Below are 23005 nucleotides of genomic sequence, written 5' to 3' on the forward strand. Positions count from 1 at the left end.
GACCCGCAGCGTGTCGCCGCGCTCCGAGACCGGTTGACACCGCCGCAGTTCGCCGAGGCCGCAGCGGCGCTGATGCTGAACCTGCTGCCCGGGGTGGAGCGCCCGGTCGCCACCCGCCACGCACCGCACCCGGCCCGCGTCGCCCGAGGGCGTCGCGGAACCGGGTGCGGTTCCGTTCACGGTCCGGTCAGGGCGGGTCGGCCCTCACCGTGTCGTGCGTGTCAGGCCTTGGCCTTCTTGCGGAAGAAGAAGACCGCTGCACCGCCGGCCACCAGCAGGGCGATGGCGACACCGGCGATCATGCCGACGTTGTTGCTGCTGCCGGTCTCGGCGAGGTTGGGCTCCTCGCTGTCACCGTCGGGGGTCGGCTCGTTCGTGCCGGGCTCCTCCTCGTCGGTGACCTCTTCCGGGCCCTCGCCCTCGGAGTCGCTCTGGCAGTCCAGGACGCCCTCGAAGCGCTCGATCTCGGTGGTGCCGTCCTCGTCGAAGACCACGATCTCGTAGGCCTGCTTGTTCTCGACCGGGACGGTGATGGTGCCGGACTCACCCGGGGCGACGACCAGCTCCTGGCCGTCGAGCTCGAAGCTGTAGTCCTGGCCGCCGTTGTTGGTGACGGTCACGGCGACGCCGCCGGCGACGCAGTCCTCCGAGGCGGTGACGCTCGGGAGGGGCTCCTCGGTCTCGGCCTCGGCCCAGTTGGCGGAGGCGTCAGCGGTCACCGAGGACTCGGTGGAGCCCGCCAGGATCATGGTCTGGGTCTTGGTGTTGATGCCGGTGAAGACGCGACCGACGGACACCGGGGTGCTGACGCTGGCGGTCAGGGAGGCCGAACCGGGGGCGGCGTCGGCCGGGATGTCGAAGAAGAGCTCGGTGCCGTCGGCGACGGCGGTGCCGTCGACGATGTTGCCCGCGCCGTCGACGACGCTCACGCCCTGCGAGGCGGCGTCGGGAGCAGTCGTCACCGTGGCACCGGAGGCGCTGGTGCGGACGGTGACCGGGCCGGCCTTCTGGCCTGCCGGCGCGCCGACCTGGTTGGGCTCCAGCGAGAGGGAGGGAACCTCGGGCTCACCGACGACCTCGGCCGCGTCGCGCAGCCAGTCGGCCAGCTTCCGGGCGTCCTCGTTGGTGGGGGTCGCCTTGACGTCGTCGGAGAAGTGCCAGATCGCGGCCTGGGTGCCGGCGGCGGCCTGCTCGGCGGTCAGCGAGTTCGCGCCGGCCTTCTGGGCGAGCCCGGCCAGGTCGTCGACCTGGGGGTACGAGTTCTGCAGGATCCAGTGGATCTTGCCGGCCTGCTCGGGCTTACCGGCGAGCGAGGAGTTGCCCCAGCCGGTCTCCTGGTACTTGTGGTTCGTCTTCGCGCTGGTGCCGAAGTCGATGCAGTACGTCTTGATCGTGCCGCCACCGTGGACATCCATGGTGAACAGGCCGGCCTTGTAGTGACCTTCCTGGTCGACCTTGACGGTGTCGTACGTCTCCAGCTCCTTGAGGGTGGCGGTGGCACCGCCGGACCTCGGGGCATTGTCCTCGTCCGCCGCGGCGGTACCGGCGGTGGCGAGAGCGCCACCGGCGAACAGCGCCGTGGCGACCGCTGTCGCCGCGAGGCGGGCAACCAGCCGCCTGCGTACAGAAATCATGTATGTCCCCTCCACGACAGGGCACGGAGTCACGGCCGCAACTCTTTGGGCAGGCCGGTCAGTACACCCGTGCGTACGCCGGGATCGTAGAGAGCCGATCTTTTGATGTCCCCCCGGTGCCGGGTGATCACGCGCACCGAGGTCCAATCGTTACCTACGCCCGGTCAGATAAGCGCATATATCTGGCTCCTGCGTACGCAGGCCACTCCTGTCAGCGCTGCCACGCGCCGGCCGCGGGCGGCGGGCCCTGCCGGCCCGACGGAAGACGGCGATCCCGTGGGCGAGGTTGTGCCCCACAGCAACCGCTTCGAGGTGTGCGCACGTTGCCCGTGCCGCCACCGCGCCGGAGTTCCTGTCCGTACCTCTACCCGCTGCGGCGACGCACAGTCCCGGCGGCAACCGCAGCCGACCGTGAACCACCAGCGGCTCCCCGCACACCACGGACTCCAGCACGTTGACCGCCAGCTCGCGGCGCGCCCAGACGGTGTAGCCGCTGACCCAACGGTCGCGCCAGGCGCCGAGTTCCGTGTCGAACCGGCGTTCCGCCACGTCCAACCGGAAGCACACCACCCGGGCGCCGCGTGGTGTCGTCCGCCGCTCCACCGCCGAGGCGGCATGCCCTGTGAGGGTCGTCCACGTCTCGTTCATGACCGCACCGTGCCGCAGGACGCGAATCCCCGCTCCGCCCTGTGGACAACTCCGCCCCTGTGGACAACTTCCTCACCCTCGCGAGTGACGGGCCGGTGCCGCCCTTCCGCCGACGCCGCCGAGCCCCTAGCGTCGTGACCGCACGGCGGAAGGACCGCCGCACGGCCACCCCGAGACCGACCCGGGGGTGCCGCAGAACCGCTCCCCGTGACGGCGGGCAGCGCAGGGGCCCGACGGGGCCCGCCCGGGAAGACCCGGGCCGTCAGGAGCATGAGCCCCGCCGCCACGGCCGGGGCCGGTCAGCGGGGTTCGCCGCCCGCGGCCGCGACGAACTGCTCCCTCACCTCGCGGTACCGCAGCAACTCGGCCGCGACGGGCTCCAGGACGAGTGACCGGCCGCAGCCGGCAGCGACCCTCCGCAGCCGCTCCTCCTCCCGCTGCCCCCACGCCCGTGCCGGTCCGCGCGATGCCACCCGGCAGGCCCAGGCCAGCAGCGGCGCACCGAGTGACCCGCCGATCAGCAGACCGGCGGGGAGCCACCCCGCGGCCACGGGGTAGCCGAAGGCTGCCGTCAGCAACCAGCACATGCCGAGCAGCTGAGCGGTCATCAACAGCGCCTGGCCCACGATGGCCACGGTCCACCAGGCCGGGCGGGCCGGGCCGGGGCGGACCGCCGCCTCCGGACCGAACCCCGGCCGCGCGGCGAGGGCTGTCTCCAGCGCGCCCGGCAACCGTTCGGCGCCCTTCCAGGCGGCGTCCCGTACCGCCTTGGCCCAGGGGGGCGGCAGTTCGGTGGCCGCGGTGGCGGCGACGGTGCGCACGGCTTCCGCGATCACCGGGCGGGAGACGACCGGGGGCTCCCCGAGGCGGCCGGCGCGGGCGCTGAGCGCGGGCGGCTCGCCCCGCCGGCTGGCCCTGCGGTCCGCGATCCGCTTGGTCAGCTGCGCCCAGGGTGTTCCGCAGGCCCGCTCGGAGCGTCGCAGCCAGCCGCGCTCGGCGGCTCGGCCGGCGGCGGGCGCCCCGACCGCGTGGGCCAGCCGCTCCTCGAACTCCTCCCGCGCCTGCGGCGTCAGCCCGGTGGGCGCCTGCACGCTGTCGGCGACGCAGACCGGGCGCAGCCGGCGCGTGACTCCGTCGAGGTCGGCTCCGAGGCGGCGTGCCGCGGCGGTGCGTGTCCGGACGAGGTCTCCGATGGTCTGGCGGAGGTCCCCCACTCCCTCTCCGGTGAGCGCGGAGACGGCGAGTACCGCGGCGCCGGGCTCGCCGTGCTCGCCGAGGGCGATCCCGCGGTCGTCGAGGAGGCCGCGGAGGTCGTCCATGATCGCCTCGCTCGCGTCGGCGGGCAGCCGGTCGATCTGGTTGAGCACCATGACCGTGACCTCGGCGTGCCCGGCGAAGGCACGAAGGTAGCGCTCGTGCAGCACCGCGTCGGCGTACTTCTCGGGGTCGACCACCCAGATCACCGCGTCGACCAGCGCGAGCAACCGGTCGACCTGCTCGCGGTGCTCCGCGGCGACCGAGTCGTAGTCGGGCAGGTCCAGCAGGACGAGTCCGTGGAGGCCCGGATCGACCAGGTGGGCCCGGCGGCGGGAGCGCGCGGGTACTCCGAGCCGGTCGAGCAGCCCCTCCGCCCTGCTGGAACGGCCGGCTTCCCAGGTGCAGGACACGGCGGCGGCGGTGGTCGGGCGCCGCACCCCGGCCTCCGAGAGCTGGGCCCCGGCAAGCGCGTTGAAGAGGGTGGACTTGCCGCTGCCCGTGGCTCCGGCGACGGCGACGGTGGTGCACGCCCGAGGCAGGCGGGTGCGGCTCTCCGCCTCGTCGAGCAGCCGGCCGGCCTCGGCCAGGGCGGATGCCTCCAGCCGGGTCCGGGAGAGGCCGACGAGTTCCTTGAGCGCAGCGAGGCGCGCGGCGAGTTCGTGGTCGGCCGGGGTGGGCGGGGTGTCCTCGGTCGGAACGGGGCCGGGGCGGGTGGGGGCGGGGACCGAGATGACGGGCTCGGGCTCGGGGACGAACTCCTCGCCGTACGCGTCCACGCGTGAGGACGTCCGCTGCTCGGGGGGCGGGGGTGCCTCCACGACGCGCGCCCTCCTGGCGATCACTCCGTCGTCCCAGTTGGCGGTCGGCCGCGGGGCGGGAGCCTCGGGGGTGTCCTCGTGCACGGTGTCCTCCTCGTGCTGCCGGTGGTCGTCGGGCATGTGGTGGGCCGGCCGGCCTGCGCGGGTGACGGTGCGGGCCGGTGGTGTCGGAGTGAGGGGCCGGGGCCGGGGCGGAGCCGCGATGCCGCCGGGCCGTGCCGGGTGTCGCCTGTCGTGGTGTCGCCGGGCTGCGTGCTTGTCGGGGTGCGTCGTCGTGATGGGTCGTCGAGAGGTCTCGTCGCTGCGTGGTGCTGAGCGCGGGGCGGCGGCTCCCCGGGGGTGCACCCTGGGGCCGCTGCGCAGCCCGGTGCGTGTGCTGCCTCCCGTCCCCGCCGGTGGCAGGCGCCGACGCGTCGCGGCCGTACCGGGGCGGGTGGAGGCGGGTTGCTCGGGCTGGCCGGGTGGTGCTCCCCTGGGACGGGCCGGTCCGCCGGGGCCGAGCCGGTCTCAGCCGGGTCGGGTCGAGGGGCGGGGTGGTCGGTGCGGCGCGGTCGACTCGTCGTGGGTCCGGCGCTGCGTGCTGCTCGCCGGTCTCGCGCGGGCGGGCCGCTATGCCGGGGTGTGCCGTTTCAGGACCGACAGGGCCGCGATCAGCTGGACCTGGTGGTCGACGCTCACCTCCAGCCGGTGCAGCGGGGCTCCCCTGCGGTCGCGTTCGGAGGTGATGACGCGTTGCACGAAGTCGGCGATCATTCCCTCGGCCTTGCTGCGGAGGCGGCCGGAGGCCGACGAGCCGAGCAGGGCGCTCAGGGCCTCGGTCGCGGGGGTCGCGTCCCTGGCACCGAGGAGTCCCGCCAGCAGGAGGGCGGAGGTCTCGCCGCCGTCCCCGGGCGGTGCCGGCCGGTCCTTCCGGGCGTCCGCCTCTCCCGAGCGGGACGGGCCGGCGTCCAGTGCGATGCGGACCTCCTCCTCGGCGAGCTCCTCGAGGCAGCGCCGCAACCGGCGGACGAGGATCCCGGCCCGCTCCCGGGCGCCTTCGAGGTCGTCGCCGTCCGGTGTCGGCGCCCCGGGTTGGGTGAGCCAGTGGTCGGTGGTCTCCTCGTCGGCCGCCATGACGGCCTCGGCGAGCATGCTGGTCATGCCGTCGGTGAAGGCGTCGAGCAGTTCGTCGCTGCTGGAGTCGTCGGGGAAGGCCAGCCACTGGGTGCGTGCCTGTCCGGTCAGCAGCCCTCCGTCGGTCAGCGTGTCCTGGACCCGCCGCCCCGCTGTCTCGTACGCGGTCCTCAGGTGCTGGTCCAGGCGGGAGGCGGCGGCCGTCTGCGCTGCGGCGGCGTTGGCCAGCGCGGTGACCCTGGCCCGCAGCTCCCCGAGAGCCCCGATGGCGGTGCGGGAGGCGGCGACCGCCCGGACGGCGGGGTCCTGCGCGTGCTGGGAGAACCACTTGCGCAAACCGGCGACAGCGGTGGAGGGGAGGACCCCGGTGCCGCCCCGGACGGACTCCGGCAGCTCGGGCACGGTGAAGCAGGGCACGTCGCCGAGGCCCGCACGGTCGAGCAGGGTCTCGTAGTGGTGGGACACCTCGGTGGCGACCTGGTGCGGCACGCGGTCCAGCACCGTGACGAGGGTGACCTGGCGGTCGCGGGCGCTGCGCAGCAGGTTCCAGGGCATGGCGTCGGCGTAGCGCGCCGCGGTGGTGACCAGGACCCAGATGTCGGCCGAGCAGATCAGGTCGGCCGCGAGGTCGCGGTTGTGGGCGATGAGCGAGTCGATGTCGGGTGCGTCGAGGAGCGCGATGCCGCAGGGGACGGAGCGTGAGGTCTCGACGAGGAGGGTGGGTTGACCGTCCGCGCTTTCGTGCGGGGGTGCGGCGGGGGCGAGTTCGTCGTCGTCCTGGCGCGGCATCCAGACGCGGTCGAGTTGTGGCAGTACCCGGCGGCCGGCGAACCAGTGGTGGTCGTCGGGGTGGCAGACGAGGACGGGTGTCCGGGTGGTGGGCCGCAGCACACCGGCTTCGGACACCCGTCTGCCGACAAGTGAGTTGATCAGCGTGGACTTGCCCGCGCCGGTCGAGCCGCCGATGACGGCGAGCAGGGGAGCGTCGGGTTCGCGCACACGCGGAATGAGGTAGCCGTCGAGCTGCGCGAGCAGTTCGGCGCGGGACCGGCGTGCGCGTTCCGCTCCGGGCAGCGCCAGTGGAAAGCGCGCGGCGGCGACACGCTCCCGCAGTGCGGTGAGCGTGTCCAGCAGTTCGGACTGAGCCTCCAAGATCGCCACATGCGAAGAATGCCCAATTTCTGCGGTTTTCTGAAGCATTTCCCGCCGAACGCGCCGATCGCGTGCGGCGGCCCGCTCTCGCAGCCATAACGACTGCGCAACACCACCCGCGTGAGCCGCCCAAATCGCTGCGCCGATCCGAACCGCCTGCGATTATCGGGGCTGCTTCACCGGATCTCCACACCTGGGAGCCCCGGCGAAGCGCCCGGCGCGATCTCCCCGACGCCCTATCCTGTGCCCTGGCACGGCGCGGCAACGGGGCTGACGTCCCATGCCCCCGTAGCTCAGCGGATAGAGCAGGTGCCTTCTAAGCACTTGGTCGCAGGTTCGAGTCCTGCCGGGGGCGCCATCACTCCGCCGTCACTGGCCCCGTCCGCGCAGGTCGGTGCGGATCATTCGGACGCCGACCCGGAACCGCCACCGGCGCGCAGCCGCGGCCGACCACGTTCGGGCGATCGGCACGGGGGCCGGCCCGCGCGCCGCCTCCGGAGAACACCCGAACGGCCACCCGACACGGCCGGGGCCCGGCGGGCCGAGCAGCGCGGCGACCCCCCTGGAACGAGGCCGGTCGCGCGCCCCCGGCGCGCGCGAGGTCGACGCGACAGCGTCACCCGTTCGGCTGTTACTCCAGACGCGCCGACGACCGCGCGCACCGGACCACCCGACCCCGCCCAGCGGCCCGCCGGACCGCGCGGTCACCCTCGCACCACCTGGCGGAGCCGCGGCCCGGACGGAAGCCCGGGGCGGGCGGCGACGACGGGACGTACCCCTGGCCGTCGTCGCGGCGCCGGCCGACCTCTCCGCGCGTCACCCCTGACCCCCTGCCCCCACGAGCCCACGAGCCCGCGCGCACGCACGGCGGCCGGTGGCCCCGGCACGTCGCGACCCGGCGGGTGACCCGCCCCGGCGCCCCCGTCGAGCCCACTGACCCCGCCGGCCGACGCCCCACGACGCTCCCCCGCCCCGGAGTTCTTTTCCGGCAACCCTGCATAGGTGGGCTATCCCCGGGCATGCGATACGACGAACGGGTGATACGCGAACTAGGCCGGAAAGATGATGAATCCTTCCCCTGTCGCTTCGTCACCGCAATGTCCCGATCCTGGAGGCACAGATGAGCGCCGAAGGCAGCACCGACAGCGTCAAGGGCAAGGTCAAGGAGGCCGTGGGCAAGGTCACCGGCAACGACCGGCTGAAGGCCTCCGGCAAGACCGACCAGGCCAAGGGCACCGCCAAGGACGCCATCTCGGGCGACAAGTAGCCCCCGAGGGCCGGATCGACGGCCCTCGCTCCGGCAGCACCGCAGCGGAACGCCGGAGCAGCACATCCCCGACAGCGGGCGCTCCACGTCGAGTGGAGCGCCCGCTGTCGTGCGCCCGGTCCGCTGCCGGCCGTCCCGCCACCGCCGCGTCGACCCGTGCGACCGGCGGCACGTGGTGGACAGGTGCGCGTGGAGAGCTCCGGGCACCGGCCGGTCTCGGGCGTGCAACCGCGCAACCGCGCAACCCGCCGCATCTCCCGACCGCCTCCGTGGGGCGCCCCCCGGGCCCCGCCACGCTGTGGCCGGTGCCCCCGTCAACGATCCGGACGGGCCCGACCGTACGGGCGGCGGCGCCTCCCGGACGTCCGACCCGGGCAGGCTGTGTGCCTCACCCACCGCCACTCCCCCCTGCTGCGCACGGCGGTCGACCGCAGCGCGCCGGGCGGTCGACCCGGGCGGCGCAACGCACGCGTCACGGCTCGCCCCCGCGCCACCCCCGTGGGGTGCGCCGCCGCCCCGTCACACAGGGCCGGGGCGTCCGACAGCCGTGCGGCCTGCCGACGAAAGAAACCCCCGGCCGTGTGGGTCACCACCTCGGGAAGGAGGTGGTGCCCCACACGGCCGGGGGCGGTGCGGCGCGGGCGAGCCCCGCGGACCGGTCGGCTGTCGAACGGTCCAGGAGCAGTGACGCAGCCGGCGGAACGGCGGGGCTTCCGGCGACGCGGCGAGTCGGTGTCCACCGCGGGCGCCACCCGGACGGACGCCGCCGGACGACACCGGTGCGCCTGGGGGTCGCCCCTACCGCGGTTGGTCCGCGGCGGTTTCCCCGCCACGGGCGAACAACGGCCGGGCCATGGGCGGCACGTCGGGCGGGACGGACGGTCAGAAACGACCGCGGGTGATGCGGGTGAGCGGCCCGTGGCGCTGGATGACCGTCGCGCGTCCGACGGCGAACGCCCCTCCGACCAGCCCGGCCAGCCCGGCGGCCGCGCCGGCGGCGACGGTCTTGCGGTGCTTGAGCAGGGTCCAGCCGGTCGCGGCCTGCGACGCGATGTCCCCGACGGTCTCCTTCGCGGCGGCGGGTGCGGCCGCTGCCTTGCCGGCGACACCCGACACGGCGTCCTTGGCTGCGGCGGGCGCGGCGCTCGCCTTGTCCGCCAGGCCGGAGGCCTTGTCGGTCACGGCGGACGTCTTGGAGGCGGCGCTGCCGGTCGTCTTCTTCGCGGTGGACGAGGCCTTGGTGTTGGCGCGGCGCGTGGTGCTCGACGCAGTCTTCTTGGCGTTCTGCGCCTTGCTGCGGCCACCGTTCTTGCTGGCGTCGTCGCTCTTCTCCTGAGCCATCATTCCTCCTGCTCCTATTGCTACTTGCCTACAGGTTCTGCTTTCCGGCGATGTCGAGCGCAAACAATTCCGCTATTGGTCGCGGCGCGGCAGCAGGGTGCCGAACGGCCCGAGATCGAGATTCAGGTCGTCCATCGTGAGGCCGTGGCGCTCCGAGAGTTCCTCGATGCGTTCTTCGAGCAGCATGAGTGTGATTCCGACGCGTTCTTCCTGGTCCTCGCTGAGGTCCCCGTGGTCGACGCGGCGCAGCGCGGATCGCTCCATCAGCTGTCGCAGCAGTTCGACGACGGTGAGGACGAGTTTGATGAGGTCGCGGTCGACCGTGTCCGGTCCGGTCTCCCAGCGGGTCGCCTCGGCGCCGGGTGCACGGTGGTGGTCGGCCGGGGTGACCGGAGCGAGCGAGAGGGCGCGCACCGACTCGCGCAGCACCTCGTCGACCGGGTCCCGACTCCCGACCGGGTGCTGGCTCCCGACCGGGTCCGGGCGCCCGACCGGGTCCGGGCCGCCGTCCGGGGTCACCACGGCGCGGGGTGGTCGGGTTCGATGGAACGGATCACCGCGCGCAGGTCGATGTGGACGAGGTCGACGTCGGCGATGGAGAGGACCAGGTCGCCGGTGAGGACGGCACCGTCGGCCAGCAGCCGGTCGAGCAGGTCGATGAGGGCGACCTGGCGGGGTGCGACGTCGTCCGGCAGGAGCTCATCCGGCATCGGCGGTCACCGGTCGCACGAAGGAGTAGGGGGCCCAGGGGCCGGTGACCTCGACGTGGCGGCCGGCGGCGGGGTCCGCGAGGACGGTGACGGCCGCGTGGAGTTCGAGGAGCGCGGCGCGGGGCACCAGCCAGGCGTCGTTGGCGATGTTCTCGCCGGGGCCCGCGGCGAGTTCACCGGTCTGGAGCCGGTGGGCCCGCTGGTCGACGGCGTGGGGGGCCGCGGCCTCACGGACGCTCCGGACGAGGGCGGCGGCGTCCCGGTCGGCGTCCGCGCGGGCCCGGCGGCGGGCGCGGCGGGCCTCCAGGTAGGCGCGGCCCGGGCTGTCGGGGCGGGGTGCGGCAGCGGGCGGGTTCCCGGACGGTTCGGCGTCCGTACCGGCGGCCGCGGCCGGCGCGGTCCGGTAGGCCTTGACGCCCACCTCGACGAGTCCGTCGAGACGCGCCAGTTCCGCGTGGATCGCGTCCGCTGATTCCCGCAGGAATGCGCGGACACTCTCCTCCGCGGGGTGGACGGTGGCGATTCTCATGGGAAGTACGGTTGTTTCACGGAATGCCGACTCGACCACGGCATTGTGCGTGCGTGCGACATGTTCGAGCCAGGCGAGTTCGGCTTCCTGGGGGCGCTGTCCGACCATTTCGAGATGGCGCGGGTCGACGGGGCTGACCAGTGCCGCGATGCGGTCCGACGCGACGACGCGGACCGCGGCGTCGGCGACACCGGCGAGCGGCTCGCCGGTCTCGTCGCGGGGTGCGCGGGCCGGGGCGCGGGTGACGGCGTAGAGGTACACCGGTCCGCCGGTGTCCGGCGTGTCGAGGTCGTCGTCGGGGAGGGGTGCTGTGGTCATGGAGCCTGGTCGTCCTTCGGGGTCTTCGCGCCGGAGGGGCTCTGGTCGAGCTCCCTCGCGCGCAGCTCACCGCGCAGCTGCCGGAGCTCCTCGCGCAGTTGCTGGTTCTCCGCCTCCAGGGCGGGGGTGGCGGCGCCGTCCACGGCGTCAGCCTGCGGTCGGGCCCGTGAGGACAGCGAGGGGTCGTGCTCCCACCAGTCGATGCCCATCTCCTTGGCCTTGTCGACCGAGGCGACGAGCAGGCGCAGCTTGATGGTGAGCAGCTCGATGTCGAGCAGGTTGATCTGGATGTCCCCGGCGATGACGACGCCCTTGTCCAGGACGCGTTCGAGGATGTCGGCCAGGTTGGCCGAGGATCCCTGCCCGGAGGCGGCCGGGCCGGGTCCGTCACCGAAGAGCGACACGGTCGGTCACCTCCTCGGCGGTGCGGGGGCGGGTGGGGCGGTCGTTCTCAGGCATCGGTGGTGGTCTTCCGGTCGCGCGGTGCGGGCTCGTCCTCGGGTTCGTCATCGAGGAGTTCGGCCTCCTCGTCCCATTCCTCGTCCCACTCCTCCTCGGGCTCGGGGGCGTTGCGGCGTGCGGTGAGGGAGTCGGAGAACCGCTCGACGCGCTGGGCCACGGCCTGGCGTGCGACGTCGCGGACGGCCGGGAGCAGTTCGTCCCGCACCTGACCGCCGAGGTCGGCGAGGGCCGGGGGCAGGGCGATGCCGCCCTGGCCGCCGTTGGCGGCGCGTCGCCCGACGAGGTAGAGCCCCACCCCGAGCGCCACCTTCGCCTTCTTGGTCCGTCCCAGCAGGTAGCCGCAGGCCACTGCCGCGCCGATACCGGCGGAGTTGTTCACGGCCGTCTCCTCATCGTCCGGTCGGGGCGCCCCTGGCGCCCGTCAGCCCCGTCTGCGTGCACGTCGGATCTCCTCCAGCTGCTCGAGGCGGTCGAGCAGCAGGTCCTCCTGCTCCTCGAACTCCTCCTCGGTCATGCGGCCGGCCACCAGCTCCGCTTCCAGGCGCCGCAGTTCGGCGCGCACCGGTGCCGGGTCGTAGTACTCGTCCTCCGCGACGCGGACGACCTGGTCCAGCACCCAGACCGATCCCCGGAGCGGGGCGAGGGGGAGCAGGAGCACTTCCGACAGCAGTCCCATGTCGCCTCCCGTCGTTGGTGGCCGGCGGGCGGCCGCCCGCCCGGGGGCTGCTCGCCCCCGGGCTGCACGGCTGCGGTCGTCGGCGTCGGACGCGTCGGCGTCAGACGAAGCTGTAGGGCGGCAGCGGCCCGAAGAGCCGCACCTCCCAGCCTTCGCCGAGCCGGTTCTGCTCGGTGGTGACCAGTCGTCCGAACTCCTCGGCGCCGGAGGCCGGCACCAGGTAGGAGGCGGCGAGGCTCTCCTCGGCGGCCGGGTCGGCCGAGCGGCTGTCGCCGGCGGCGGGTGCCAGTCGCTTGTGGAGGTCGGCGCCGTCGGCGGCCCTCCGGTCGGCGACGGCCCGGGAGACCGCTTCGCCGAGGGCGACCTGGTCCTCGTGGGAGGCGCCGGGGCGCTGGGCTCGCTGTCGCAGCTGCCGGATCTCGTCGGAGTTCTCGGCGACCTCGCGGATGAGGTCGGCCTCCGCTCGGGTGGCCTTCACGTGGAACTCGACGCAGTCGCCGACGCGCTGCAGCTGCTCCACGAAGTCGGCGGAGCGCTCGCCGAGCACCTCACGGATCTGCGACTCGTCGGGGGCGATGTGGCCGAACTGCATCGGCAGCACGGGCCCGTCGGCGAGGAGCGCGTTCAGTACCTCCTGGTGGGCGAGGAGGTGGCGGCGACGCGCCTTGAGGTCCTCCGGGACGTCGCTGATGTATGCCTTGACCTCCCCGCCCTGCACCACGCGCAGTTCGGCGGGCGGGTCGCCCACCCCGACCAGCGAGTCGGTCTGCGCCGGGTGGTCGGCGGCGGTGATGGCGTACAGGTAGCACGGCACGGTGTTCACTGCTCCTTCTGCCTGGCCGGGCGTCGGCCGGAGGACTTGCGGGCGGTGCGCTTCTCCTCCTGCTTGTCGTCCTCGGAGTCGTCCCCGCCGCCGAGGGTGTCGCTGATCGCTTCGACCGCGCCGCCGAGGACGCCCTTGGACTTGCCGCGGGCTCCGCTCTCGGTGGCTTCGCCGACGATGTCGGTGAGCTGGCTGGGGGCCTTTCGGCCCGACTCCAGGTCGAGGCGGTTGCACGCCTCGGCGAAGCGCAGGTAGGTGTCCACGCTGGCGACGACGATCCGGACGTCGACCTTGAGGATCTCGATGCCGACCAGGGAGACGCGGACGAACGCGTCGATCACCAGGCCTCGGTCGAGGATCAGTTCGAGGACGTCGTAGAGGTTGCCGGAGCCGCCACCGCCGGTGGGGCTCTGCTGCTGTGCCACGGTCACGTCGTACTCCTTCGTTCGTCGGGCTGCCTCGCGGGCGGCCGCGGCGCCGTCAGCGGCGCCGTTCGACCTCGCCGCGGCTGTAGCGGCGCACCATCTCGTACTCCAGGAGCAGGCCCTGGTGGTCGAGGTCGACCCGGTAGGTGGCCATGACACTGGTGGTGGGCGGTACGCGTTCCAGCTCCAGGACCTCCACCTGGGCGGTCCAGCCGTCGTCGGTCCGCCGGACCGAGGAGACCGACTGGGCCTCGCGGTCCAGGAGCATCGCGAGTTCACTCGCCGCCTGCTGCACGATCTGCGACACCGGGAGGCGTCCGCCGCTCTTCTCGCTCTCGGTCATAGCCCCGTCCACTCGGGCGGCCACTCGGGTCACGTGCTCTTCACGCTCACGGCCGCATCTCCCGGGTGCCCGTGGCCGGTGCGGACAGTGCACTGCTTCCGGCCACAGGTCGGTGCGGAGCGAATCCCGGCCACGACCCATCCGGCCTGCTTGGGCCGGGGCGGGACGTGTTGGGGATGCCGGTGCCGCTGCGACCTGCGGGACTCCTGGTTCGCGCTGCGGGCAGGCCGTGGGAACGGAGGGTCGTCAGACGCCGACGCGGCGCGACGGGTACCGCGTTGACGTGTGATGACGCACAGCGGTACCCATTACGGACCACCTGGCCGGATATCGGGGTTCTTGACCGGCACGGGGCCGAGATTCGCCGGTACGTTCCCCGGTTTCCAGCCGTGTGAGGCGATGCTCGCTGACTTGTTCTGTTCTGACGGGGACAGGTGGGCGCATAACGGCGCAAGCGGACCGGGTCCCGGCCGGAGAGGCTGCGACCGACCCGCGGGCGGCCCGGACTGGGAGGATGGCGGGATGCCGGACCACCGCCCCCGTTCCGACGACACCGACGCACCGCGGCCCCCGCGCCGGGAGCGACGGGAGCTGCCGCTGTGCGCGCCTGGCTCCGACGGGGTCGACTTTGTGATTCGGGGCTACGGGGAGCAGTTGACCCGGGACACCGTCTGGGGCGAGCACTCGCACGCCTGGGGCGAACTCCTGTGGAACGAGCGCGGCGCGTCCTCGGCGGTGGTGGGTGCGCGGGTCTGGACCATCACCCCGACGATGGGGCTGTGGATGCCGGCCGGGACGGTGCACGCCGGGTCGGCTTCGGCCGGCACCCGGATGCGCGCCGCCTTCTTCGGCTACCGCACCACCCCGTCGATCTCGCAGCGACCGGTGACGGTGGAGATCACCCCCCTGCTGCGGCTGCTGCTCGACCGGCTCGACGAGCCGGGCCTGGCGAACCGCTCACGCGAGGTGACCGAGGCGATGGTGCTGGACGTGATGACCCCCGCCGCCCACGGGCTGTCCGTGCACCTGCCGACGGGACCGCTGCTGCGGCGCATAGCGGAGGCAGTGCGGGAGGACCCCGCCGACCGGCGCGGCCCCGCGGAGTGGGCGCGGGAGCTGGGGGTCAGTACGCGCACGCTGGCCCGTGCCTTCAGCGCCGAGACGGGGACGAGTTTCGGTCGCTGGGTGACGGGCGTGCGGGCGCAGCACGCCATCGGGCTGCTGACGGCCGGCTGGGACGTGGAGCGGGTGGCGGCGGAGGTCGGCTACCGGTCGGCCAGCGCCTTCGGGGTCGCCTTCCGCCGCGCCACCGGCCTGACGCCCGGCCGGTTCCGGGCGGAGTGAGGTCCGCACCACACCCGTACTCGGCGGCGCCGCCACGACCGGACGGGCGATCGCGCCCCGCCTCAGCGGGCGGTGGTGCGAGCGGTCCGCGCCACCGCCGCACGCGGGAGCGGCCGACGGCAGCCCCCGTTCACCGTGGACCTCTCCCAACTGCTGGCCGAAGCAGTCCAGTCGAGCAGTCCGAATCCGGAGCGGCGACCCGGCGCCGCGGCGTCCCCGCGGCGGCACCTTCCCCCCGCACCGGCCGACCGCGCCCCGCAGGGCGCCGGCGCGAGCCGTCCCGGGCACCCGACCCGCTGTCCGTTTCCCTACAGCGCCTGTCCATCCTGCTCGGTTGCGTCATCGAACACCCTGCCCATAGATTACCAAGGACAGCCTTACCTAACTTGTTGGGCGGCTCGCGCACGGCTTTCACCACGGCACCCCCGGAACGGAACCAGCGCGGAGCAGCGCGCCCGACCGGCACACCTGTGGAGCGTGTTCCCGTGCGAGCAACTCGCGTTCTGGTCACCGCGGCGACCCTGATGGGCCTCACCGCCGTCACCGCCTGCGGCAGCGACGACTCCGGGGACGACTCCGGCGGCGGCTCGGCGAACGCCGCCGCCGAGGAGTCGGGACAGTTCCCCGTCACCATCGAGCACGCGCTGGGCACCACCGTCGTGGAGTCGGCCCCGGAGCGGGTGGCCACGGTCAACTGGGCCAACGACGAGGTCCCGCTGGCACTGGGGGTCGTGCCGGTCGGCATGGCCAAGGCCAACTTCGGTGACGACGACGGCGACGGCATCCTCCCCTGGACCAAGGAGCGGCTGGACGAGCTCGACGCCGAGACCCCCGTCCTCTTCGACGAGACGGACGGCATCGACTTCGAGGCCGTCGCCGACACCTCCCCCGACGTGATCCTCGCCGCCTACTCCGGGCTGACCGAGGACGACTACGCGACGCTGAGCGAGATCGCCCCCGTCGTCGCCTACCCGGAGACCGCGTGGGGCACCGCCTGGCGCGACACCATCACCCTCAACAGCACCGCCATGGGCATGGCCGAGGAAGGCGAGCAGCTGATCGCCGACCTGGAGCGGCAGATCGAGGAGACCGTCGCGGACTACCCCGAACTGGAGGGCAGGTCGGCGATGTTCATGACGCACGTCGACCCGGGTGACGTCAGCGAGATCGGCTTCTACACGGCGCACGACACCCGCAGCCAGTTCTTCGAGGACCTCGGGCTGACCGTGCCCGGCTCCATCGCGGAACTGTCGGCCGGGACGGACCAGTTCGCGCTCCGGCAGAGCGCGGAGCGCATCGATGTCTTCGACGACGTCGACATCATCACCGGCTACGGCGACGAGGAGGGCGAGCTGCTGCAGACCCTGATGGACGACCCGCTGGTCTCCAAGATCCCCGCGATCGGCCGCGGTTCCGCGTACCTGCTGCCCGGCAGCACCCCGCTGGCCACCGCCGCCAACCCCACCCCGCTCTCGCTCTCCTGGGTGCTGGAGGACTACGTCAAGGCACTCGCCGAGGCGGCGGGCAAGGTCGAGTGACCACCACGACCCACGACGGGCCGGACGCCGCCACCCGGCGTCCGGCCCGCGTACGACTGCTGTGGCTGCTGGCCGTCGTGGCGCTTCTCGCCTTCCTGATGATCGCCTCCGTCGCGCTGGGCTCCCGGTCCGTCGCCTGGTCGGACGTCTGGGCGGCGCTGGGCGGCGCCGACGGCTCCATGGAGGAAGCCGCCGTCACCAAGCGGATCCCCCGCACCGTGCTGGCGGTGATCGTGGGCGCCGCCCTCGGCATCTCCGGCGCCGTGATGCAGGGCGTCACCCGCAACCCGCTGGCGGACCCCGGGATCCTCGGGGTCAACATGGGTGCCTCCCTCGCCATCGTCGTCGGCGTCGCCTTCTTCGGGCTCTCGACCGCGACCGGCTACGTGTGGGTCGCCATGGCGGGCGCCGGAGTGGCCGCCGTGTTCGTCTACACGGTCGGCTCCCTCGGGCGGGGCGGCGCGACGCCGTTGAAACTGGCGCTCGCCGGGGCGGCGACGTCGGCGGCGCTGGCGTCGCTGGTCACCGCCGTCATGCTCCCCCGCAACGACATCGCGGGCGGCATCCGGCTGTGGCAGATCGGCGGTGTCGGCGGTGCCTCGTTCGAACGCATCGGCCATCTGCTGCCGTTCCTCGCCGCGGGCTTCGCCCTCTGCCTGCTCTCCGCACGCGCCCTCAACTCGCTGGCGCTGGGCGACGAGTTGGCGGCCGGGCTGGGTGAACGTGTGGCCCGGGCCCGGGCGCTGGCCGCGCTGGGCGCCGTCGTCCTCTGCGGCACCTGCACGGCGGCGGCCGGGCCGATCGGCTTCGTCGGCCTGGTCGTCCCGCACATGTGCCGCCTGCTCGTGGGGCCGGACCACCGCTGGCTGCTGCCGTTTTCCGCGCTGACCGGCGCCTCGCTGCTGACCGCCGCGGACGTGGTCGGCCGCATCGTGGCGCGCCCCGCCGAGGTGGACGTCGGGATCATCACCGCGCTGATCGGCGCCCCGTTCTTCCTCTACATCGTCCGCCGGCAGAAGGTGCGTGAGCTGTGAGCGCCGACCTCCTCCTCCGTCCCACCACCGGGAGCCCCGTCACCAGCGCGGCCGACGTGGCGCGCGGCCGGACCCGCCGCGCCCGGCGCCGCCGCACGGTGACGCTGGTGCTGCTCGTGCTGGTGGTCGCCGGCTTCGCGGTGTCGCTCATGTTCGGCCGCACCTTCTACCCGGCCTCCGACGTGCTGCGCGTCGTGCTGGGCGAGCAGGTGCCCGGTGCCTCGTTCACGGTGGGCCGGCTCCGGCTGCCACGCGCGGTGCTGGCCGTCTTCGCGGGGTTCGCGTTCGGCCTGGCGGGCGTCACCTTCCAGACGATGCTGCGCAACCCGCTGGCCAGCCCCGACGTCATCGGCATCAGTTCCGGCGCGAGCGCCGCCGCGGCCGTGGGCATCATCGTCCTCGGGCTCAACGGCACCGCCGTCTCCGTCCTCGCGATCGTCGCCGCGCTCGGTGTGGCGCTGCTCGTCTACGTCCTGGCGTTCCGTGACGGGGTCGTCGGGACGCGGCTGATCCTCATGGGCATCGGCGTCGCCGCGATGCTCGACAGCGTGACCGCGTACGCGCTGTCCCGGGCGGCGGAGTGGGACCTCCAGGAGGCGATGCGGTGGCTGACCGGCAGCCTCAACGGCGCCGGGTGGAACCAGGTCGTCCCCACCGTGGTGGCGGTGCTGGTGCTCGCCCCGGTCCTGCTGTGGCAGTCACGCAACCTGTCCGCCCTGCAGTTGGGCGAGGACACCGCCGCCGCGCTCGGCGTCCGGGTGGAACGCACCCGCATCGTCCTCATCGTGGCGGCCGTCGGCCTCATCGCCTTCGCCACCGCCGCCGCCGGGCCCATCGCGTTCGTCGCGTTCCTCTCCGGCCCGATCGCCGCGCGGATCGTCGGCCCGGGCGGCTCGCTGCTGGTGCCCTCCGCCCTGGTGGGCGCCCTCCTCGTGCTGGTCGCCGACTTCGTCGGCCAGTACGCGCTGGGCACCCGCTACCCCGTCGGTGTCGTCACCGGCGTGCTGGGCGCGCCCTACCTCGTCTATCTGATCGTCCGGACCCACCGGGCGGGGAGCTCACTGTGACCACCACCCCCTCTCTCACCGCCGAGGAACTGTGCCTCGGCTACGGGGACCGCACCGTCGTCTCCGACCTGGACCTCGCCGTGGCCCCGGGCGCGATCACCGTCATCGTGGGAGCCAACGCGTGCGGCAAGTCCACGCTGCTGCGCGCGATGTCCCGGCTGCTGACACCGCGCGCCGGCCGGGTCGTGCTCGACGGCCGGCAGGTACACCGGATGCCGGCCAAGGAACTCGCCCGCACCCTGGGTCTGCTGCCGCAGTCGCCCATCGCGCCGGAGGGCATCACCGTGGCCGACCTGGTGGGTCGGGGCCGCCACCCGCACCAGGGGGTGTTCTCGCGCTGGAACGAGCGGGACGACGCGGCCGTGGCCGAGGCGCTGGACGCCACGCAGACCGCCGAGTTGGCCGACCGCGCCGTCGACGAGCTCTCCGGCGGCCAGCGGCAGCGCGTGTGGATCGCGATGGCGCTGGCGCAGCAGACGGACGTGCTGCTGCTGGACGAGCCGACGACGTTCCTCGACCCCAGCCACCAGGTCGAGGTGCTCGACCTGCTCACCGACCTGAACCAGGCGCGCGGCACGACGATCGTGATGGTGCTGCACGACCTCAACCTGGCCGCGCGGTACGCCGACCGGCTGGTCGCCATGGCGGGCGGGCGGGTGCACGCCCAGGGGGAACCGGCCGAGGTGCTGACCGAGGAGACCGTCCGGGCGGTCTTCGGGCTGGAGAGCAGGGTCATCACCGACCCCACCTCCGGCCGCCCGCTGATGCTGCCGATCGGGCGGCACCGGGTCTTCGAACCTGCTGCGGACTGACGGCCGGACGCCACGGCCGGCGAGCGGCGAGCGACGGGCGACGGGCGACGGGCGACGGGCGACGGGCGACGGACACCGTGCGGCGGCCTGCGCCTCCGGGGCGCGGCGCCCGTGGTCGCGGGCGTCACGGTGCGCGGGCGCGTCACGGTGCGCGGGCGACGGCCGGATGCGGCACGCCCGCCCCGCACCCGGCCCGCCCGTCCGCCTGTCCGTCCGTCCGTCACGGGCGTTCCGCGCGAAGTCCGGGACGGCACCGCACCCGGGTCTCATCGCCTGCCGACCCGCCGACCGAGCCAGACGGGTCGGCGGTCGGCGGGGCGGGCCCGCTGGACCGGGTCAGCGGGTCAGTTGTCCACCCAGCCGTGGGAGGCGGCGAGGGAGGCGACCTGGTCGCGGATCCGGCGGATCTGCTGCGCGGTGAGGTCGCCGTCGGCGGCGATCAGCGCCTCGGTCAGCTCGGTGCGGAACTCGGTGCGGGTCAGGATGTCGCAGACCTCGCCGTCCACCAGTTGGTCGCCGGCGTTGTCGGCCCCGCGCGGCGCGGTGGCGCCGCGCTGCGGGAGCGCCGGTTCGGCGGAGCCCGGCTCCACCAGGCGGATGCGGGACGCCTTGGGCCCCTTGTCGCCCATCTCCAGCTCGAACTCGACCTCGCGGCCTGCCTGGTAGAGGTACTTCTCGCCCATGAGGTCGTTGGCGTGCATGAACACGTCCTCGTGCCCCTCTTCCGGCACGATGAAGCCATAGCCGCGAACCTCGTCGAACCGCAGGATCTTGCCGATCATCCGCACTGCCGCCTCCTCAACAAACCTGCAACCACCGCACGCACGCGTGCCCCGGGCACCCTGCCCGGACATGGTCAGAACCTAACGCGCGACCGACCCCCGCGCGCCAGGGGCGTCACCGTTCGTCCAGCATCCGTTCGCCTGGCGTTCATCTCGCCGCGGGCCGTCCCGGGGCGCGGCGCGCCCGTGACCCGACGTCCACCGGAACGCGACCGGGAATTTACGTACCGGCCGTTGTCATGGACTCTTCTACGCGCGTAGCTTAGGGTGACCCCCGCTTCTCGCTGTGCCACCGGGCGCGGCGCCGGGTACCTGAGGAGAAGCCACCGTGCCGCACGACAGCCGCCGTCGCCGCAGAGCCGCCCTGGTGGCGGCCGGCGCCGCCATCTCGCTGGTCCTGACCCCGCTGCCGCGGGCGTCGGCCGAGCCCGCTCCCCCGGCCGACGCGCCGGCCGTGACGGCGGGCGCCGTGATCAGCGAGGTGTACGGCGGTGGGGGCAACTCCGGTGCCACGCTGATCCGTGACTTCGTGGAGCTGGGCAACCCCGGTGCCGACCCGTACGCGTTGACGGGCCACAGCGTGCAGTACCTCCCGGGCGCGCCGGGGCCCAACAGCCGCTGGCAGGCGACCGAGCTGACCGGTGCCGTGGAGCCGGGCGGGCTGTACCTGGTCGCCCAGGCCGCGGGCAACGGCGGCAGTGTGCAGCTGCCGACGCCGGACGCCACGGGCTCGATCTCGATGAGCGCGACGACCGGGACCGTGGCGCTGGTGGACGGCACGACCCCGCTGGACTGCCGGACGGCCGCGGAGTGCGCGGCGGACGCACGCGTCGTCGATCTGGTGGGCTACGGCTCGGCGGTCGTGCGGGAGGGGTCCGGCCCGGCCGCGGGTGCGGGCAACACCACCTCGGTCTTCCGTGACGCGGCGCTCACCGACACCGACGACAACGCCGCGGACTTCACCTCCGGCGCCCCGACCCCCGTCAACTCCGCCGGTGACGGCGTCGACGAGGGCGGCGATGACGGGGGCGACGACGGTGAGGAGCCCGGCGGCCCGCCCGAGGCCGGCGATGTGCGCATCCACGACATCCAGGGGACCACTCGGTGGTCGCCGCTGGCGGGCCGGCAGGTCACCGGTGTGCCGGGCGTCGTGACCGGTGTCCGCCCGTCGGGGTCGCGCGGTTTCTGGATGCAGGACGCCACCGGCGACGGCGACCCCCGGACCAGCGAGGGCGTGTTCGTCTACACCGGCTCCGCCGTCCCGACGGTCGCGGTCGGCGACGAGGTGCTGGTCTCCGGCCAGGTGTCCGAGTACTACCCGGCGACCGGCGCGCAGTCGATCACCCAGATCACGGCGCCGCGCATCACCACCCTCTCGCGCGACAACGCGCTGCCGGCGCCGGTGGTGCTGGACGCCGACTCCGTGCCGGACCTCTGGGCGCCCGACGCGGGTGGTTCCCTCAACGACCTTCCGCTGGAGCCGGACACGTTCGCGCTGGACCTGCTGGAGTCGCTGGAGGGCCAGCGGGTCGAGATCAACGACACCCGCATCGTGAGCCGCACCACCGACTACGACGAGCTCTGGGTGACGGTCAAGCCGCAGGAGAACCCCTCGGCGCGGGGCGGCGTGGTCTACGGCTCGTACGACGAACCGAACACCGGGCGGCTGAAGGTCATGTCCCTGGCCCCGGAGCCGCTGCCCGCCGCCAACGCGGGTGATCTGCTGGCCGGTTCCACGGTCGGCCCACTGGACTACGCGCAGTTCGGCGGCTACACGCTGCAGGCGACCGAGCTCGGCTCCCACGTCGACAACGGGCTGACCCGCCCTGCGACGCGCGCCCAGGCGGAGGACGAACTCGCGCTGGCCACCTACAACGTGGAGAACCTCGCCGCGACCGACCCCGACGCGAAGTTCGCCGCCCTGGCGGAGGGTGTCGCCGTCAACCTGGCCTCGCCCGACGTGGTCGCGCTGGAGGAGATCCAGGACGACAACGGCCCCGTGAACGACGGTACGGTCACCGCCGAGCGGACGCTGGAGAAGTTCACCGACGCCATCGTCACGGCCGGCGGCCCTCGGTACACGTGGCGCTCGATCGACCCGGAGAACAACCGCGACGGCGGCCAGCCGGGCGGGAACATCCGCAACGTGTTCCTCTACAACCCGGAGCGGGTGGACTTCACCGACCGCGAGGGTGGCGACGCGACCACCGCGGCGCAGGTGGTCGCGGGTGCGGACGGCCCCGAGCTGTCCGTCTCCCCCGGTCGCATCAACCCCGGCTCCGACGCCTGGGCGAGCAGCCGGAAGCCGCTGGTCGGCGAGTTCGTCTTCAACGGTGAGACCTACTTCCTCATCACCAACCACTTCAACTCCAAGGGTGGCGACCAGTCGCTCCACGGCCGGTTCCAGCCGCCGAACCGGAGCTCGGAGGTGCAGCGCCACCGCCAGGCCGAGGAGGTCGCCGCCTTCGTCCGCGAACTGCACGCCGCCGACCCGCGGGCGAAGGTGGTCAACCTCGGCGACTTCAACGACTTCGAGTTCTCCCGGACGCTGGAGATCCTCGCCGACGACGGCGCCATGACCAACCTGCTGCTGACGCTGCCGCCCGAGAAGCGCTACACGTACATCTTCGACGGCAACTCGCAGTCGCTGGACAACATCCTGATGAGCTCCACCATCGAGGAGTTCGAGTACGAGGTGCTGCACATCAACACCGAGTTCGCCGACCAGGCGAGCGACCACGACCCGCAGCTGGTCCGGATCGCCACCGGCGGTGGCGACAACGGCGGCGACGACGGCGACGGCGACGGCGACGGCGGCAGTGCGAAGGACCGTCTGAAGGAGCGGCTGAAGGAGCTGGTGCGCGACCTGCACGACTGGCTGCGCAGGCTGCTCGGCCGATGACCCGGCCGGA

General features: G+C 73.4%; 22 protein-coding genes and 1 tRNA gene. 8 read left to right on the top strand and 15 right to left on the bottom strand.

Going from position 1 to position 23005, the window contains the following annotated elements; translation table 11 throughout:
• Window positions 1-221: 221 nt before the first annotated feature.
• The 4 genes from HCN52_RS02885 to HCN52_RS02900 all read right to left on the bottom strand — a co-directional run bounded on the left by HCN52_RS02885 (window position 222) and on the right by HCN52_RS02900 (window position 6670).
• A complete protein-coding gene (locus tag HCN52_RS02885) occupies window positions 222-1634 on the bottom strand; it encodes a thioester domain-containing protein (protein ID WP_168086753.1) in 1413 nt (470 codons plus the stop codon).
• A 150-nt stretch (window positions 1635-1784) separates the two neighbouring features.
• Window positions 1785-2282 carry a single-stranded DNA-binding protein gene (locus HCN52_RS02890; protein ID WP_168086754.1) on the bottom strand — a complete coding sequence of 166 codons (498 nt, stop codon included), beginning with the start codon at window positions 2280-2282 and terminating at the stop codon, window positions 1785-1787.
• 299 nt (window positions 2283-2581) lie between these two features.
• On the bottom strand, window positions 2582-4477 hold the full coding sequence (locus tag HCN52_RS02895; protein WP_168086755.1) for a GTPase: 1896 nt from the start codon (window positions 4475-4477) through the stop codon (window positions 2582-2584).
• Between the two features lie 489 nt (window positions 4478-4966).
• Window positions 4967-6670, bottom strand: coding sequence for a dynamin family protein (locus tag HCN52_RS02900; protein ID WP_209314096.1), 1704 nt, complete (start codon window positions 6668-6670; stop codon window positions 4967-4969).
• 234 nt (window positions 6671-6904) lie between these two features.
• Between HCN52_RS02900 and HCN52_RS02905 the strand changes: the two genes are divergently transcribed.
• Both HCN52_RS02905 and HCN52_RS02910 read left to right on the top strand, forming a co-directional pair.
• Window positions 6905-6980, top strand: a tRNA-Arg gene (locus HCN52_RS02905).
• A 762-nt stretch (window positions 6981-7742) separates the two neighbouring features.
• Window positions 7743-7889: a CsbD family protein gene (locus HCN52_RS02910; protein ID WP_168086756.1), complete on the top strand. Its 147-nt coding sequence runs from the start codon at window positions 7743-7745 to the stop codon at window positions 7887-7889.
• A gap of 882 nt (window positions 7890-8771) precedes the next feature.
• Here the strand turns inward: HCN52_RS02910 and HCN52_RS02915 are convergent.
• The 10 genes from HCN52_RS02915 to HCN52_RS02960 all read right to left on the bottom strand — a co-directional run bounded on the left by HCN52_RS02915 (window position 8772) and on the right by HCN52_RS02960 (window position 13516).
• Entirely contained in the window at window positions 8772-9233 is a 462-nt protein-coding gene (locus HCN52_RS02915) for a hypothetical protein (RefSeq protein ID WP_168086757.1), read from the bottom strand.
• A gap of 69 nt (window positions 9234-9302) precedes the next feature.
• Complete coding sequence (locus HCN52_RS02920) at window positions 9303-9752, bottom strand: gas vesicle protein K (RefSeq protein ID WP_312876502.1); 450 nt, start codon at window positions 9750-9752, stop codon at window positions 9303-9305.
• Window positions 9746-9940: a gas vesicle protein gene (locus HCN52_RS02925; RefSeq protein WP_168086758.1), complete on the bottom strand. Its 195-nt coding sequence runs from the start codon at window positions 9938-9940 to the stop codon at window positions 9746-9748. The genes HCN52_RS02920 and HCN52_RS02925 overlap by 7 nt, the downstream gene beginning before the upstream one ends.
• On the bottom strand, window positions 9930-10787 hold the full coding sequence (locus HCN52_RS02930; protein WP_168086759.1) for a GvpL/GvpF family gas vesicle protein: 858 nt from the start codon (window positions 10785-10787) through the stop codon (window positions 9930-9932). The genes HCN52_RS02925 and HCN52_RS02930 overlap by 11 nt, the downstream gene beginning before the upstream one ends.
• Entirely contained in the window at window positions 10784-11191 is a 408-nt protein-coding gene (locus HCN52_RS02935; protein ID WP_168086760.1) for a gas vesicle protein, read from the bottom strand. Before HCN52_RS02935 ends, HCN52_RS02930 begins: the two co-directional genes overlap by 4 nt.
• Window positions 11192-11238: 47 nt before the next feature.
• Entirely contained in the window at window positions 11239-11628 is a 390-nt protein-coding gene (locus tag HCN52_RS02940) for a hypothetical protein (RefSeq protein ID WP_168086761.1), read from the bottom strand.
• 42 nt (window positions 11629-11670) lie between these two features.
• A complete protein-coding gene (locus HCN52_RS02945; RefSeq protein WP_168086762.1) occupies window positions 11671-11925 on the bottom strand; it encodes a gas vesicle protein GvpG in 255 nt (84 codons plus the stop codon).
• 100 nt (window positions 11926-12025) lie between these two features.
• The gene (locus HCN52_RS02950; RefSeq protein WP_168086763.1) at window positions 12026-12748 is read right to left on the bottom strand and encodes a GvpL/GvpF family gas vesicle protein; all 723 of its coding nucleotides are present in this window, start codon (window positions 12746-12748) and stop codon (window positions 12026-12028) included.
• Complete coding sequence (locus HCN52_RS02955; RefSeq protein ID WP_168086764.1) at window positions 12745-13179, bottom strand: gas vesicle structural protein GvpA; 435 nt, start codon at window positions 13177-13179, stop codon at window positions 12745-12747. The genes HCN52_RS02950 and HCN52_RS02955 overlap by 4 nt, the downstream gene beginning before the upstream one ends.
• 49 nt (window positions 13180-13228) lie before the next feature.
• Window positions 13229-13516: a gas vesicle protein GvpO gene (locus HCN52_RS02960; RefSeq protein ID WP_168086765.1), complete on the bottom strand. Its 288-nt coding sequence runs from the start codon at window positions 13514-13516 to the stop codon at window positions 13229-13231.
• A 522-nt stretch (window positions 13517-14038) separates the two neighbouring features.
• Between HCN52_RS02960 and HCN52_RS02965 the strand changes: the two genes are divergently transcribed.
• From HCN52_RS02965 to HCN52_RS02985, 5 genes are all read left to right on the top strand, one after another.
• Window positions 14039-14860, top strand: coding sequence for an AraC family transcriptional regulator (locus HCN52_RS02965; protein WP_168086766.1), 822 nt, complete (start codon window positions 14039-14041; stop codon window positions 14858-14860).
• Between the two features lie 524 nt (window positions 14861-15384).
• Window positions 15385-16398 (top strand): iron-siderophore ABC transporter substrate-binding protein, encoded by a 1014-nt coding sequence (locus HCN52_RS02970; protein ID WP_168086789.1) that lies wholly within the window; start codon window positions 15385-15387, stop codon window positions 16396-16398.
• Window positions 16395-17432 carry a FecCD family ABC transporter permease gene (locus HCN52_RS02975; RefSeq protein WP_168086767.1) on the top strand — a complete coding sequence of 346 codons (1038 nt, stop codon included), beginning with the start codon at window positions 16395-16397 and terminating at the stop codon, window positions 17430-17432. Before HCN52_RS02970 ends, HCN52_RS02975 begins: the two co-directional genes overlap by 4 nt.
• The gene (locus HCN52_RS02980) at window positions 17429-18499 is read left to right on the top strand and encodes a FecCD family ABC transporter permease (protein WP_168086768.1); all 1071 of its coding nucleotides are present in this window, start codon (window positions 17429-17431) and stop codon (window positions 18497-18499) included. Before HCN52_RS02975 ends, HCN52_RS02980 begins: the two co-directional genes overlap by 4 nt.
• Entirely contained in the window at window positions 18496-19311 is an 816-nt protein-coding gene (locus tag HCN52_RS02985; protein WP_168086769.1) for an ABC transporter ATP-binding protein, read from the top strand. The genes HCN52_RS02980 and HCN52_RS02985 overlap by 4 nt, the downstream gene beginning before the upstream one ends.
• 344 nt (window positions 19312-19655) lie before the next feature.
• Here HCN52_RS02985 and HCN52_RS02990 read toward each other — a convergent pair whose 3' ends face one another.
• Entirely contained in the window at window positions 19656-20093 is a 438-nt protein-coding gene (locus tag HCN52_RS02990) for a cold shock domain-containing protein (RefSeq protein WP_209314097.1), read from the bottom strand.
• A gap of 328 nt (window positions 20094-20421) precedes the next feature.
• Between HCN52_RS02990 and HCN52_RS02995 the strand changes: the two genes are divergently transcribed.
• On the top strand, window positions 20422-22995 hold the full coding sequence (locus HCN52_RS02995) for a DUF8508 domain-containing protein (protein ID WP_312876503.1): 2574 nt from the start codon (window positions 20422-20424) through the stop codon (window positions 22993-22995).
• The last annotated feature ends 10 nt before the right edge of the window (window positions 22996-23005 follow it).

Source organism: Streptomyces bohaiensis, from assembly GCF_012033785.1.
GTDB classification, from domain to species: domain Bacteria; phylum Actinomycetota; class Actinomycetes; order Streptomycetales; family Streptomycetaceae; genus Streptomyces; species Streptomyces bohaiensis.